We start from the raw sequence: 14,267 nt of genomic DNA on the forward strand, positions 1-14,267 counted from the left end.
GTGGGTCAGGGCAGCAGCGGAATGGCGAGTTCGGTGGACAGTTGTTGCAGTTCTTGCTGGTAGTCGTGGCGCACCAGGATGGCGTGCCAGGCATCGTCCTGCAGGTCGATGCCGTACACGGCGTAGCCGCGTGCGGCGGCCCATGGCTTCCAGGCGTCAAGCAGCGCGCTGCAGCGGGCTGGGCCTTGCGGTGGTTGGGGCGGCGCGTCGAATGGACCGAGGCCACGCGCTTCGCCCAGGCTGCTGATTTGTGCTTCCAGCGTGCTGTCGTCCTTGATGTCGGCGTGGACGGCGATGTCTTGTTCCGACAATGCGGCCAGCAGCGCGTCCAGATCTTTGATTTTCTTTGGTTTGCCGATCACGTCCAGCGCGGCGTCGGTGGCCTCGTCGTCACCATCGGCGGCCAGTTCGATCCAGCGCGCCAGACCTTTGCGCTTGCTCTTGGCCAGGTCGGCTTTTGGTGGCGCGGCCGGCGCGAGCACTGCAATGCTAGCACCGACACCTTCGCCGCGCCAGCTGTCACGGCTACCGCGGATGTGGGCGCGGTAGTAGTCGACCAGGTCACGTGGGTAGTAGGGATGATCGCGGAAGCTGCTGTCGTCGATGTCGTAGGCGGCCACCGCCAGCGCCACCTCAAACGCAAAATCAGCGAACAGATTGTCCTTGCCCGGCGCGGTGTCGAGGTTCGGCTTCCAGCCCTTGGGTTTCATCAGGCGAGTCCAGTTCCGCATATGCTTGGCCATGGCCGCCGCACGCTGTTGTGGCGCCAGCGCCAGCGTCCGCACTACTGGATCGAGCCAGTCCTTCTGGAATTTGTCGACCTGGTATTTTTTCGCCACCGGATGCGCAGGGCTGAACGCTCGCAGCAGCAAGTCGAATAAATAGCTTTGCTCGCTGTTGACGATGGCCGCCATGTCGTTGGCGTGGATCACGATTTCCGGCTCCGGTATCAACAGCATGGCCAGCGCCAGATAGGCAAAGCTTCTGCGGTCGGTGCCGGATAGTGGTCGCGCGTCGCCGATACCGTTGGCGCGCAGGAAGGCAGCGTCTTCCTGCATGCGTGCGGTGCGCTGCCGTAGCGTGGCGGCGATCTCGTCAAAGCCGACGCCGCAGCAGTACTGATAACGCACGAATTCCTGATCGTCGCGGTAGCGATGCCCCAGGCGGTGCAGCTTGCCAGATAGCTCCAGACCGGGAAAGTTTTCCTTGAATTTTCCTTCCAGGATGGTCTCGATCAAAAAATATTCGTCATAGCTTGCCGCGTTGCCAGCCGGATCGCGCATATGGGGATAAGCCGTCATGGTGTCCACGAACCTCCTATAGTCACTTCTTTCGAATTGTTGGCGACGTTATCGATGACATGGTAACTGGTGCCGGCACCATCGGTTTGTGCATAAACCTTGGTCACTTTTCCGTTCTTCAAATCATCTAGAATCTGCGCCCGCTCGACCGGGTCCGGCACAATCTTTTGCAGTCGTGCCTTGATCCAGTCGTCACTCATTTGTCGCCCATCGTCGGTCTGGCACAGCTTGGCGACACAGCCTGCCGGATCGGCATTCTTGGTGCCGCCTGTGGCTTTGGATTCGACAATCACGTATTTCCCGTCTTTTTTGTAGATTCCATCGATACCGGTCTGACCATCCCATGCCGCATAGGCTTCGGACGGCGTCTTGCCCTCGATGTCAAACGAGTTGCCAACCGGCTTATAGTTTTCCTTCTTCAATTGGTCGAGGACTTCGTACTCGCCGCGGAAGCCGCGCTGCTTGGCATCCGTGATGCTCTCGAATTTCTTCGAGTAGATATCGATGCTGCAAGTGCCGGCGTTGTGGACCCACAAGCCGCTGTCGCCGACAAAATAATTGGGTGTTCTGGCAACACTGAAATTATATACACGCAGCGGCTGCGCCACCGCCTGATTGGACAGCACCTGGCTGTCGCCCTCTTCGCCGGCGATGACGTCGCCGGCCACCACCTCGGATACCTCGGTCCAGCCCTTGCCCTGGACCCAGACCGGATGCTCGTCAGTCAGGCGGAAGCTGCCATGGTCGGTGGTCAGAACACGGTGCGTGGGCGCGATCCGCCCCACCAGCCGCGTTACTTCCTGCTCATGGTCGGCATAGTTGTTCTCGTTGCGCGACAACACCTCCTGGCCGACCGCGATCTGCTCGATCGGCAGCAGGCCGCGCGGCGTCATCACCAGCGTGCCGGCGCCGAAGCTGGCGCAGCCGAAGTCGTGCTTCAGCGCCTTGACCGCATCGGCCAGCTTGCCGGAATACTTGGTCAGCTTGCTGGCCAGCTTGAGCGCGAACGCCGGACTGACATAGGTGCCGATCACCTTGCCCAGGTCATAGGCGCCGCACTGGGTGGCTTTGGTGATGGTGTCCACCGCCTCCTGCCCCAACAGCTCGGCCAGTTGCAGCAGCGTGCCTTTCGGATCGTTGAAGAACGCCTTGCCCAGATCGATCAAACCACTGACCACGTCACCGGCATTAGTGATCAGGTGCACCACATCCATGACCTGGCTTTTCAGGCCGGCATACAAGCCTTTGACGAACTCGTAGCCATAGGTCAGCCCACCCTTGACGCTATCCCACAGGCTGCCCCAGAAACTCTGGTCTTCCGGCTTGGCGCCGGCGCTGTCCTTATCTGGCGTGGTGCCTTCGCACACCTCCTCGATAAAGCGGCAATGGTTTTGCGCGGCCCAGGCATCCTTGTCGGCCTGGGACTTGAAGCACATCGGTGGTGGATCGCAGATCTTCCACACCACCCCGCCGCCGCCCGGCGCCGGGGTGCTGGGCGTGGTGCTGTCCGCCGCCCAGGCGGCAACCGTGGAGCCATAGCCGATCGACAGCATTAACCAGATTAGCAGCAGGCGTACCCAGCCCGCGCGAGGCGATAAAGCCGCTAAATGCATACAGGATCTCCAGGATTGGGATTGGTGGGATCGCCGGGGTCGCTGGGGTCGACGGGACCGCCCGGACTGTCATCGTCACCCGGCGTCGATGGTCCCGGCGTGCCGGGCGCGTTGGCGCCGGCCAGGTTGGCTTCAAAGAAGGACGACTGCATGCGCACGATGGCCTCGCTTTGTATGTAGATGCGGCGCCCGCCCAGCGCCGGGTTGTTGCACACCAGCCCGGCCGGCGCGACGCCGAGGCCGAACGGATCGCTCATACCTTTGCCCTCGCTGGACGGCGCGCCGCTGTTGAAGGCGGTCTGGATGATGCGGTCGATCACCGGCACGATCAGGCGGAAGCAATAGGTCACGCGCACATGCAGCAGGTTGGCGTCCTGCACCGATTGTTTGGAGTTGGTGCCGGCGCTGCTGGTGCGGTAGGCCAGCGTGTCGTTCGGCAGCTCCTTGCCGCTGGTGGCGTCCAGCCGGTCGCGGCCGAAGTCCTTGAAGGCGGCGCTGGTGGGATTGAGGATTTCGATGCTGGTCAGCGCAGCCGGGCCGGCGGTTTCGGCGGTGGCCTTGGCCATCGCGTCGGCAAAGCCGGTGGCCGAGGCTTCGCTGGCAAACAGCGGCGCCAGTCCTCGGCTCAGCGCCCGGCGCATTTCGCCAACGTCGCCGTTGTGCATGGCGCCGGCGCGCGCCGCCAGCAACGCGGCGTAGTTCAGCGTGGCGCGGCCCTGGTACATAAAGGCCATCTGGATGATGCCGAACACCAGCATCACCAGCGCCGGGAAAATCACCAGGAATTCGGTGGCGGACTGGCCGCGCTGACGCTGCGCGCGGCTCATGCCAGCGCTCCGATCGGCAGCGTGATGCCGGGTACGATGGCGCAGCGTGCCGCTTCGCCGGCCGCCAGTTCCAGCACGCAGTGGGCGCGCCAGTGGCCTCTGAAGCGCAGCGGCGGCACGGCGGACGCCACTTTCAGCACCAGGCCGTCGCGACGCAGGAACACCACGTCGATGGCGTACGCCATGCCGATGGTGTGGATCAGGTTGCAGGGGCGGATCAGCATGCCCTGCCCGGCTTGTAGTGGCGGCCGCGCCAGCAGGCCGCGCATGCGCGCCGGCGCGCTGGCGGCCACCATGACGTCGATGGCGTGGGTATCGAAACGGAGTGCGTGCATGGCGGCGGCCTAGAATTTGACGCCCGACTGCATGAACTTCATCGCAATCGGGAACATCAGTACCAGAAAGGTGACCGGGAAGATGAAGGCCACCAACGGGAAGATCAGCTTGACCGGCGCTTCCATCGCCAGCTTTTCGGCGGTCTGGAAGCGTTCGACGCGGCGCTGTTCGGCCTGGGCGCGGAAGGTCGGGCCCAGGCTGGCGCCCATGCGCTCGGCCTGGATCACCGCGCTGACAAAGCTGGACACTTGCGGGATGCGCAGCCGTTCCTCCATGCGACGCAGCGCCTCGGCGCGGGTCAGGCCGGCGCGCAGGTCGCGCAGCACAAAGGCGAATTCATTCTTCAGCGGTCCGGCCGGCCCCTTGGCCACGGCCTGGGTGATCGCGCCCGCCATGTTCAGCCCGGCCTCGACCGACATGGTGAGGAAGTCCAGATAGGTTGGCAGCGCTTTGACGATCAGCTTCTGTCGCTTCTTCAGCGCTTCTTTCAGCCACATGCGCGGATACAGATAGCCCAGCGCCGCCACGCCGAACAGCACGCTCCAGCTGAACAGCTTGGCGGCCGACAGCACCACCGCCGTCATCAGCGCGAAGCCGAGCAGGCTGACCACGCACAGCGCGATGAACTGGGTCGCGCTCATCAGATACAGCAGGCCGGACAGGCGTAGCGCCTCGGCCGGACCGGACAGCAGCGCGCGCGGGATGTAGCGGCACAGGTGGTAGTCGAGCAGCCGGATCAGCGGCCAGATCAGCCGCAGCACGCGCGGCAGCGGGTCGAGGTATTCGCGGTCCTCGTCCGGTACCTCGTTTTTCAGGCGCACCGCGCCGTAGACCACGGCGGCGGCAAACAGCACGAAGGCCAGGCCAACCAACAGGGCGATCAGGATCAGTTCCATGGCGTCACACGTCGATTGAAGTGATTTTGCGGATGAAGTGGTAGCCGACCCCCACCGTACAGACGATCACGCCCATGGTGGCCCAGCCGTACCAGGCATGGAACAGCGGCGCCATCGCCTCCGGTTCCATCATGTTGAGAACGACGATCAGCAGCAGCGGCAGCGCGCTCATCACCAGGCCCTGCATCTTGCCCTGCGCGGTCAGGCTGCGGATCTTGCCTTCCATTTGCAGCTTGGCGCGGATGGTTTTGGCTAGCGATTCCAACGTTTCGGCCAGGTTGGCGCCGACTTCGCGCGACAGCGCCATGCCGGCTGTCACCAGGCATAAGTCCTGCAGCGGCACGCGCTGTTCCAGCGCTTCCAGCGCCACCTGGAAATCGACGCCGAGGCGCAGCTCGCGCTGCAGCAGTTCAAATTCCTGCGAGATCGGCGGTTTGGCCTCGGTGGCGACCGCGTCCAGCGCCATGGTCAGGCTGGCGCCGGCGCGCAGCGAACCGCCCATCATCATCAGTGCGTCCGGCAGCTGTTGCTCGAACTGGCGCAGGCGGCGCTGGGCGATGTGGCGCACCACGTAGCGCGGCGCCACGAAGGCCGCCACCACGCACAGCGCCACCAGCACCAGATTGCCGGTGGCGAGCCAGGCCAGCACCGGCAGCGCGATCAGCACCGCGACATTGATCGCCAGCAGGCGGTTGGCGTCGGTGAAGATGAACATGCCTTCGAGGTCGCTCATGGCGGCGGCGGCGGTTTGCTGCTGGCGACGCGAGAACCAGCGGCTGCCGACGTACAGCACCAGCCACAGCACCAACAGCACGGCGGCGAACACCGCCCCAACCAGAATCAGCGGATTATTCATCACTGCACCCGTTTGATTTGCGCCGTGCGCGAGAAGATCGACACATCGACCGGCATGCCGCGCTGAATCAGTTGCTGGTAGAAGTCCGGAATATGGCCGGTCGGCAGGAAGTGGCCACGCACCTTGCCGTTGTTGTCGAAGCCGTCCTGCTCGAAGCGGAAAATGTCCTGCAGCTGGATCAGGCTGCCTTCGATGCCGGTCAGCTCGCTGATGTAGGTGACTTTGCGGGTGCCGCAGGAAAAGCGGGTCTGCTGCACGATCAGGTTGACCGCCGAAGCCACTTGTTCGCGAATCGCCTGCATTGGAATTTCCAGTCCGCTCATCAGCGTCATCACCTCCAGCCGCGACAGGCAGTCGCGCGGGCTGTTGGCGTGGGCGGTGGTCAGCGAACCATCGTGGCCGGTATTCATGGCTTGTAGCATGTCCAGCGCCTCGCCGCCACGGCACTCGCCGACGATGATGCGGTCTGGCCGCATCCGCAAGCAGTTCTTGACCAGGTCGCGGATGGTGACGGCGCCACGGCCCTCGATATTCGGCGGCCGCGCTTCCAACGACACCAGGTTGGGCTGGTTCAGCTGCAGCTCGGCCGCATCCTCGACGGTGACGATGCGCTCGTTGTCGGGGATGAAGTTGGACAGCACGTTGAGCAAGGTGGTCTTGCCCGAGCCGGTGCCGCCGGACACCACGATGTTGGCGCGCAACCGCACCGCCACCCGCAGGAATTCCACCATCTCCTTGTTGATGGCACCAAAGCCCATCAAGTCGACCTCGGTCAGCTTTTTGCGCGAGAATTTACGGATGGTGATGCTCGGCCCCTTGATCGCCAGCGGCGGGATGATGGCGTTGACGCGCGAACCATCCTTGAGGCGGGCGTCGACCATCGGCGAGCTTTCATCGATGCGGCGACCCAGCGGCGAGACGATGCGCTCGATCGCCGCCAGCACCGCCGCGTCATTGGAAAACGAAATGTCCGAGCGCGCCAGCATGCCCTGGCGTTCGATGAAGATGTCGTTGTGGCGGTTGACCATGATTTCGCTGACCTGCTCGTCCGCCAGCAGCGATTCCAGCGGGCCGAGGCCGACCACCTCGTTCAGCACCACGTCGCGCAGCTGCTCGCGCATGGGCCGCATGGCGGCGAAGCTGCCGTCGGTGTCGATCAGCTCGTCGATCAGCTTGTGCACCGACGAGCGCAGTTCGGCGTCGGCCATGCGCGAGACGTTGACGCGGCGCAGGTCCATGGCGGCGATCAGCTTGCGGTGCAGCGCGGCGCGGATCGCCATGCCCTCCTCGCCTTCAAGCGGATTGTTGCTGCCGCGCGGCGCCTCGGCGGCCGCTTGGGCCGCCACCGGCATCGCTGCCGTGGCCGCGCCGGCGGCCGATTTACGTTCGCGCTCCAGCAGGTCCCAGGCTTCCTGAGTCGGATGGGCGCGCACCCAGTAGTCGCCTAGCTCGATGCTGTCGTTGCTGGCCAGCGGGCCGTATTCGTTGACGTCCTTGCCATTGACGCGCACCGGCGCCATGCCGCCGCCGTCCTTGATGAACAGCCCCTCTTCGCGGAACGAGAATTCCAGCTGGCGGCGGCCGATGCGCCAGCCGGTCAGCTGCACCAGACTGCCCTCGTCCTTGCCGACGTAGCAGTGCGGCTCGGTGCTGGTGGCTTCGCCAAACAGCTGGTGTCGGCGGAATACCTGGATTCGTATCATGGCTGCTCCCGTTCATGGACCGGCGGCGCTGGCTGGTCCGGGGTCGGGAACGGCAGCGTGTTACGTTGCCGTTCCTCGACCTTGTCTTCGAAGATGCGCTTGTTTTCCACGCCGCGCTGGCGCAGCTGCTCGGCCAGACCGTCGCCGGGTTTGATGATTTCCGGTTCCAGCAGCACGATCAGCTCGGTGCGGTTGTTGCGGAAATCATCGGAGCGGAACAAGCGGCCGAGAATCGGAATCCGGCTCAGCGCCGGCACGCGGTCGATCGCGGTCGACATCTCGCTGTTGACCAAGCCGGACAGCGCGATCATCTCGCCCTGCTTGAGGCTGATTTCGGTGGCGGTGCTACGGGTCAGGAAGCCGGGGATGCCGGACACGGTGACGGCCGGGTCGATCTGCGACATTTCGGTGGAGATCTTGGCGGTCACCACGTTGTTGGCGTCGATTACCGGTTCGATCGACAGAATCACGCCATACGGCTTGAACTCCACGGTGGTGGTGCCGAAGCCGTTGGCGAGCGGAATCGGCACCTCGCCGCCCACTTGCAGCCGCGCCTTGCCGCCGCTCTTGGCGGTCAGCTCGGGCGAGGACAGCAGCCGCACGTCGCCATCGGAAATGCCGAGGTTGAGGCGCGAGGTGATGGTGGTGGCCAGGCCGAAGAACAGGCCGCTGCGGGTGGTGCCGCGCTGCACGAAGATCGGGTTGGTGGCATCAAGCAGGTTGTCGCCGCTCTGGATCTGGCGTGTGCCGTCATATATGCCCTTGGCGCTGGCGACGCCGGTATAGCCGAAGGTGGGGCCGTTGGCGGTCTTGTCCCAGTTGATGCCGATCTGCTCCAGCAGCGAGCGTTTGACCTCGACAAAATGCAGGCGGAACAGCACCGACTGGGTGTAGGCGCTGCCGGGGTCTTCGCGCACGTTGAGGATCAGGTTGGGCGTGCCCTGCAGCGCCGCCGCCAGCCGCTTCAGCGCATCCTTGTGGGCGACGCCGCCCAACACCAGCTCCGGCCCCAGTTGCTCGACGGTGACGCCGTCCATGCCCTGGGTCAGCTTGGCCACCTTGGCTTTCAGTTCTTCCATGCCTTTCGGCACCACCTGCACGCGGTAGGAATACACGGTGGTCGGCGTCCACACCAGCAAGCTGGTGGCGCCGACCTGCTCCGCGATCAGCAGCAGGTTCTGGTCGACCGTGGTGGTGCTGAGCAGGTTGCCGGCACCCAGTGCCAGACGCACGATCTTGCCTTCGATCGGCAGCATCTGGATTTCACCGACGGTGATGGTCAGTGGCTGGGTCGGCAGGTATTGCAGGCCGGGTTTGGATTTGAGCGCGGCTGGCACCAGCGCCGGCCGCGCGGCGGTGCCGGCCACCGAGGCCAGCGCGCGCTGGCGGGTGTCTTCCGGAATGCCGTCGGCGTGGGCGGCGGCGTGCAGGGCGGCCAGCAGGATCAGCAAAATAGTGCGATGAGCAAGCAACGTGTACTCCGTGCGGTCAGGTTAAGGGGAGCCCTTGGCGCTGGCACGCAGCGCCGGGATGGGCAGGTTGGCCGGGCTTGCTGCGGCCGGATCGGTTGGCGCGGCGGACGGCGCCGGTGCGCCGGGCATGGCCGGCAGCGGCGACAGTGCTTGTTGCGCCGCCGCCATCAGCGCCTGCTGCGATGGCGGCACCGTCAGTTGCGTCACCATGTTGCCGCGACTGCCGCCGACGATGAATTCAATGCTGCCGTCGCGGCCGCGCTCGGCGGCCGGCATCAGGTCGCCGGCGCGCAACGGCCGCAGCGCCAGTGGCGTGTGGTCCTGTTTGCCGCGCAGGACCACGCGGAAGCTGCCCATGCGCTGGCCCACCATCAGCTTGGCCGCCTCGGCCGGTTTGACCAGCAGCGTGATCGAATCGAAGTTCTTTTCGCTGGCGCCCTCCACCTCACCCGGCCGCACCATCTTGTTTGCCTGGTCTTCCGGCGTGTGCGCCACGTCCTGGAATTCCTTGCCGGTGGCCAGCACCACCATGTCCTGCATGAACAGCGTGGCTTGTTCCAGCGCCTTGTCGTCGGTGGGCGCGCCGTTCAGGCGCTGCGGTTTGGGCGCGCGCGAAATCAGGAAGATGTCGACGTGGTGATTTGGCCGCAGCGTTTGCGCGATCGAGTTCAGGTTGTCTATGTCGATGGTCATGGCGCGGCTGCCGGGCGGCACCACGGTGGCGACGTCGGCCACGTCCGGCTGTTGCAGGTCGGTCAGCCGTACCGGGCGGCCGCGCAGTACCGGCCGCGCCAGCTTCATGCCTTCCATCGAGGGAAAGTCGTCGGCCAGGATGCTGTCTGGATACACCAGGTCGGCTTCCACCGGGCGAGCGACGAAGTTGTTGGTGTTGAAGATGGTGTTGACCTTGGCGTCGGTCTTGGGCACCACCACCCGCACCATCGGGGTTTCCTTGCGCTGCGAGCGCGCGGCCAGTTCATCCTTGATGCTGGCTTCGCGCTTTTGCAGGTAGATGTAGGCCAGCGCGGCCACACCGGCTGCCAGCGCGGTGGCGATCAGCAGCAAGGTCAGCGGGTTGGTGATGCGGGACAGGATTTTTGAAGGGTTAGCCATGGCTCAGACACTGTAAGAAATCACGTAGGAAAAAGCGGTCCAGGCGCTTTTCAGCGCGTCGACCAGCGCCTGTACCGGCGACGGGTCCATGCTGCTCAGGATCAGGCCGACCACCACGAACAGCAGCACCACGGTGTACTCGGTCATGGCCTGGCCGCGAGGGAGGCGACTGCGTTTCATAACGCCTCCGCCACAGTCATGACGATCTGCGTGCCGCGCTCCGGCCAGGCGACGATTTCGACTTGCTGGCGGTCGCGCTGGGCGGTGACGAACAGCGTGCTGATGCCGTTTCTGCGGTCGGTGACCTGATGCGAGCGGGTGGCGCTCCAGTTGGCCTGGGCCAGCTGTTCCATGAAGTACTGCGACAGCTGCGCCAGCGACAGGCTGGAGTGCGCCGCCACCACCACGCCCTGGCGGCCATCATCGTTGCTGGCCACGCTGGAATCGACCTTGGTGCCGGGCGGCAGCGCCACGCCCATCGACGCGGCGGTCGGTGCCGATGGCGCCGGCTTGCTGCGCGCCAGATAGCCGAAGCTGCCATCGCGCTTGGTCAGCTGCAGCGTCAGCAGACAGTTGTTGCCCTGCACCGCCAGCACTTGCCAGCCGACCGTGCTGCTGCGGCGCGGCTCCAGGCCGGCGGCTTTCCATGCCTGTTCGGTGCGGCCGAGGATGGTTTCAACGTCTTCCTTGCCGCTGACCTGGCTGATGTCCATCGCCAGTCCGCTGGTGACCACGCCGTTGCTGACCGGCGTGGCGGCCAGACCGGCCGGGACGCTGGTGGGACAGGCCGACGCGGCCAGCGCCGCTTGCATGGCGCAGCCGCAGCACAGGGCGGCCAGCAGGCGTAACGGGCGTAGCAAGGTGGCGATGGGCATGGCGGTCTCCATTCAGCGTGGTTTGCTGGCGGCGCTGCCGCAGCTGTTGCCGATGCGGGTCCAGCGCGAAACGCCGACGTCCTTGAACTGCGGCGGCAGGCTGGCCTGGTTTTCCATCATCTGCGCGGTCTTGCGCATGGCGGCCGCCTCTTCCGGCGTCTTGGCATTGCGTTCCGCCTGGCGTGCGGCGGCGACGGCGGCGGCGATTTTCTGGTCCGCCTCGGCCTGTTGTTGCGGTAGCTTGGCCAACGCTTCGCGGGCCTTCTTGCGGTCGGCTTCGTTGGGCGCGCTGCGCGCCATCTGTTCCAGCATCGGCCGCAGCGACGTCAGATTGTTTTTGGCGCTGCCACCAGCGCCCCATTCCCCTTCATGGCGGTATTCCCATTGCTGATCGTCCAGCCGCGTGATGGTCAGCGTCATGCGGCCGGTCTGGCATTGCGCGGTATGGATCAGCTGGTTGCCGTTGACGCTGGTCGACAGCGTCTTGCAGGTGGCTGAGCCGAACGCCGGCGGCATCACCGGCGCGTTCAGATTGCGCACCGGCACGCAGGCGGTTTCCTGCCGGTCGGCGTATTGCTGGCGCACACTGGTGCCGTCGCCCGCGTTGCTGGTGACAGTGCGGATGTCGTTGCGATGCTCCTCGTGCGCGCCCATGCCGGAGGCGATATGGGTGGTGCTGCCATCCTTGTCGATGCGATACAGGCCGGGCGGCGGCAGGATGCGCAGCAGGTCGGCCTGCGACACCGATTCGGCGGCGCCGGCGCTGGCGCCCAGGCCCAGCGTGAAGATAAGGTAAAAATGACGCACTTGATTTCCTTTTCTGAGTCTATTTGAGACGGTCATCCGGCAGCACATCGACCGCGATCTTGCCGACCTCGATGCGCGAAGGCTGGGTCGGGTCCCACGGCGCCAGCCCGGCGCGGGCGGTTTGCACCACCGCGCCCAGTCCCTGCGCGGTCGGCACCATGCGCTTGACCATGTCGTTGGTGCCGCCGCGCGCGTTGGCGCCCCAGGTGTTGGACAGGATGGCGCCGGTGGCGTTGAAGCTCATGCCTTGCCAGCCGTTATCGCCTGGCCACAGGCGGCGGTAGGCGTCGCTGTTCTTGCCGACGTCGTTGAGCGTGTATTGCGCCACCGCCAGCGTGTCGGTCGGCAGCGGTGGCACAAAGCCGACCAGGCCTTTGACGCTGACGTTTTTCAGCGTGTTGATGACGGCGCCGGCAACATCGGTGGCCGGCGCTTCGTTGCCGAGATTGCTGGCCAACTGGTTGTAGTTGTCGAGATATGCCTTGCCTTCGTTGTCGCGCCACAGTGGGTCGGTGCCGTTTTCCAGCGTGGTGGCGTTTTTGTCGGTGTCCTTGATTTGCAGGCCGCTGCGGTCGTTCAGCAGCCGTACCGCGATCTCCTTGCCGATGGCGTCGGCAGATTTCTGATTGGGTGCGTTGATGCTGTCGAAGTCGCCGCCGCCTGGATACCACACGGTGCGTTCCCATGCCGCGTAGCGCGCCGCCATGGTGGCGGTGCTTTGCACGTCGCTCAGCTTGCCCAGCGCGACGATGGCCAGGAACAGAGGGATCAGCACGAACATCGCGCCGACCAGGAATTCGACCATGGCTTGGCCGCGCGGCGGGTGCCCGCGTTGTATGAGCCGCGCCTTCATTGCGCCGCCCATGATGCCGCGCGGTCGGCGTTGCTGCGGTCGCTGAGGCGCGCCTGCCAGTACGGGCTGAACAGGTTCATCATCTCGGTCTTGCCATCGCTGCGATGCCAGCCGCTGCGGGTGAACATGCTGCCGTCGTCCTTGGCGCGGTAGAAATACGATTGGGCGCCGGCCAGCGCGCGCAGGGTGTCGCCCTGCATGCCGTCGGTCAGATGGATGCGGGTGGCGTCCGGCAGGATCTTGGCGGCGGTGCGGATCTTGTCGCCGGTGTGCTCGGCTTCCAGCGTGACCGACCAGGCGGCGCCGTTCAGTTCCGGGGTCTGGTCCTTGGGTTTGTTGCCGCTGGCGTTGGACACATCGCGGTAGTAGTCTTGCAGGCCGCCGGCGCTGTCCAGCGTCGTGCCAGGCCCCTCGATATAGCGTATCCAGCCAGACGGCAGCGCGATGGCGCCGCCGTAAAGTTTGCTGATGGTCGGATTATTCTTGTAGCCGGTGGAGGTGTTGTAGCCGCCATCTTCGCCGGCCACCGCGCCACCCGAGCCGCCGATAAAGTTATTGTCGAACAGCGGTGAAGTCTCGGTGGTATAGCAGATGCCGGTCCAGCATGGATACCAGAAGGTACAGCTCTGCGAGCCTGCGCCGACGGTGGCGTCCATCGACAGCCAGCGTTTCTTGTTGGTGCTGAGCAGGCTGCTGCCGGCGTGGGTGAACATAAACCAAGTGTTGGAGCTCACATAGTTGGGCAGCAGCCGGCATAGGGTGACTTCGGTATTGCGCCATTGCGGCGTGGGCACCGAGCCGCGGAAGCGGGTGAACAGGTCGGTCGACTTATCGCTGACCACGGCGTCGCCAAAGCGGTCGGACTCGGCCGACGTGCCATTGGCGCGCAGGCGCTGGGTCGAGTCGTTCCAGGCTTTGACTTGCACCGTGGTACGGCCGACGAAGAACGCCGCTTTGGTCAGCTGCGCGTCCGGATCATTGCGCTTGATGGTTTCATCGGCCACCTGCGCCATGTTGAGCGCGGTGGCGACGTGATGTGCCTCCTGCGCCGTTTCATAGCCTTTGATCAGCAGATCCAGCCCCTTGACAGCGGGGCCGGCAACGGCGGAAAAGGCCGCATTCACCGATTCGATCGGCAGCGATTTGCCGGTGTCCCATAGCGGCTTGTCGACCGGGAGCAGGGCCTCCACCGTCAGCAGCGCTCCGCCCATGCGGTCATGGGTATCGGCGGCGTCTTCGAGGTAGGACTTGAGGCTGGCGAGTTGAACGACAGCAACCTGATTCGCGATCATGGCGCGGTTGGTGTAGGCCGAGAAATTGTGATCGCGCGCCTGCAGCACGCCGGCGCTGTAGGCGCCGGCGTCTGCCGCGTTTTGCAAGCGGGTCTTGGTGTTGGCCAGCATGCCGCTATTGAATAGCAGCAATGCCACCAGGCCGGTGGCCACACCGAATGCCAGCGTGAATACCATGGCCTGGCCGCGCTGTCTGGATAAGGTCGCTCGCATGACGTGTTTTAGACGCAGAGAATGACGGTGGATTATTCACACCAGTCAGAATTAATAAACGGATTAATTAATTAAAGCCGGGAAAAATATATTCCCGGCAATAAGAGATA

At 64.6% G+C, this 14,267-nt stretch carries 14 protein-coding genes; all 14 read right to left on the minus strand.

Features of this window, described 5'->3' with window-relative positions:
- Nucleotides 1-5: 5 nt before the first annotated feature.
- From GJ699_RS35135 to GJ699_RS10280, 14 genes are read right to left on the minus strand one after another with little or no spacing between them, the layout of a single operon-like run.
- Complete coding sequence (locus GJ699_RS35135; RefSeq protein WP_308495512.1) at nucleotides 6-1,301, minus strand: DUF6630 family protein; 1,296 nt, start codon at nucleotides 1,299-1,301, stop codon at nucleotides 6-8.
- Nucleotides 1,298-2,914, minus strand: a complete 1,617-nt coding sequence (locus GJ699_RS10220) for a polymorphic toxin-type HINT domain-containing protein (RefSeq protein ID WP_154375702.1) — start codon at nucleotides 2,912-2,914, stop codon at nucleotides 1,298-1,300. The genes GJ699_RS35135 and GJ699_RS10220 overlap by 4 nt, the downstream gene beginning before the upstream one ends.
- Nucleotides 2,905-3,741 (minus strand): TadE family protein, encoded by an 837-nt coding sequence (locus tag GJ699_RS10225; RefSeq protein ID WP_154375704.1) that lies wholly within the window; start codon nucleotides 3,739-3,741, stop codon nucleotides 2,905-2,907. The genes GJ699_RS10220 and GJ699_RS10225 overlap by 10 nt, the downstream gene beginning before the upstream one ends.
- A complete protein-coding gene (locus GJ699_RS10230; protein WP_154375706.1) occupies nucleotides 3,738-4,076 on the minus strand; it encodes a DUF192 domain-containing protein in 339 nt (112 codons plus the stop codon). The genes GJ699_RS10225 and GJ699_RS10230 overlap by 4 nt, the downstream gene beginning before the upstream one ends.
- A gap of 9 nt (nucleotides 4,077-4,085) precedes the next feature.
- The gene (locus GJ699_RS10235) at nucleotides 4,086-4,973 is read right to left on the minus strand and encodes a type II secretion system F family protein (RefSeq protein WP_154375710.1); all 888 of its coding nucleotides are present in this window, start codon (nucleotides 4,971-4,973) and stop codon (nucleotides 4,086-4,088) included.
- A gap of 4 nt (nucleotides 4,974-4,977) precedes the next feature.
- Nucleotides 4,978-5,829, minus strand: a complete 852-nt coding sequence (locus GJ699_RS10240; protein WP_154375712.1) for a type II secretion system F family protein — start codon at nucleotides 5,827-5,829, stop codon at nucleotides 4,978-4,980.
- On the minus strand, nucleotides 5,829-7,532 hold the full coding sequence (locus GJ699_RS10245; RefSeq protein WP_154375714.1) for a TadA family conjugal transfer-associated ATPase: 1,704 nt from the start codon (nucleotides 7,530-7,532) through the stop codon (nucleotides 5,829-5,831). Before GJ699_RS10245 ends, GJ699_RS10240 begins: the two co-directional genes overlap by 1 nt.
- Complete coding sequence (locus GJ699_RS10250) at nucleotides 7,529-9,004, minus strand: type II and III secretion system protein family protein (protein WP_154375716.1); 1,476 nt, start codon at nucleotides 9,002-9,004, stop codon at nucleotides 7,529-7,531. The genes GJ699_RS10245 and GJ699_RS10250 overlap by 4 nt, the downstream gene beginning before the upstream one ends.
- Before the next feature lie 21 nt (nucleotides 9,005-9,025).
- Entirely contained in the window at nucleotides 9,026-10,117 is a 1,092-nt protein-coding gene (gene cpaB, locus GJ699_RS10255) for a Flp pilus assembly protein CpaB (RefSeq protein ID WP_154375718.1), read from the minus strand.
- 3 nt (nucleotides 10,118-10,120) lie between these two features.
- Complete coding sequence (locus GJ699_RS10260; protein ID WP_154375720.1) at nucleotides 10,121-10,297, minus strand: hypothetical protein; 177 nt, start codon at nucleotides 10,295-10,297, stop codon at nucleotides 10,121-10,123.
- Nucleotides 10,294-10,992, minus strand: a complete 699-nt coding sequence (locus GJ699_RS10265) for a hypothetical protein (protein WP_154375722.1) — start codon at nucleotides 10,990-10,992, stop codon at nucleotides 10,294-10,296. Before GJ699_RS10265 ends, GJ699_RS10260 begins: the two co-directional genes overlap by 4 nt.
- Nucleotides 10,993-11,004: 12 nt before the next feature.
- Nucleotides 11,005-11,799, minus strand: a complete 795-nt coding sequence (locus tag GJ699_RS10270; protein ID WP_154375724.1) for a hypothetical protein — start codon at nucleotides 11,797-11,799, stop codon at nucleotides 11,005-11,007.
- 19 nt (nucleotides 11,800-11,818) lie between these two features.
- Nucleotides 11,819-12,652 (minus strand): TadE family protein, encoded by an 834-nt coding sequence (locus GJ699_RS10275; RefSeq protein WP_154375726.1) that lies wholly within the window; start codon nucleotides 12,650-12,652, stop codon nucleotides 11,819-11,821.
- Nucleotides 12,649-14,157 (minus strand): Tad domain-containing protein, encoded by a 1,509-nt coding sequence (locus GJ699_RS10280; RefSeq protein ID WP_154375728.1) that lies wholly within the window; start codon nucleotides 14,155-14,157, stop codon nucleotides 12,649-12,651. Before GJ699_RS10280 ends, GJ699_RS10275 begins: the two co-directional genes overlap by 4 nt.
- Nucleotides 14,158-14,267 lie beyond the last annotated feature (110 nt).

This window comes from Duganella guangzhouensis, from assembly GCF_009674535.1.
Taxonomy (GTDB): Bacteria; Pseudomonadota; Gammaproteobacteria; order Burkholderiales; family Burkholderiaceae_D; genus Rugamonas; species Rugamonas guangzhouensis.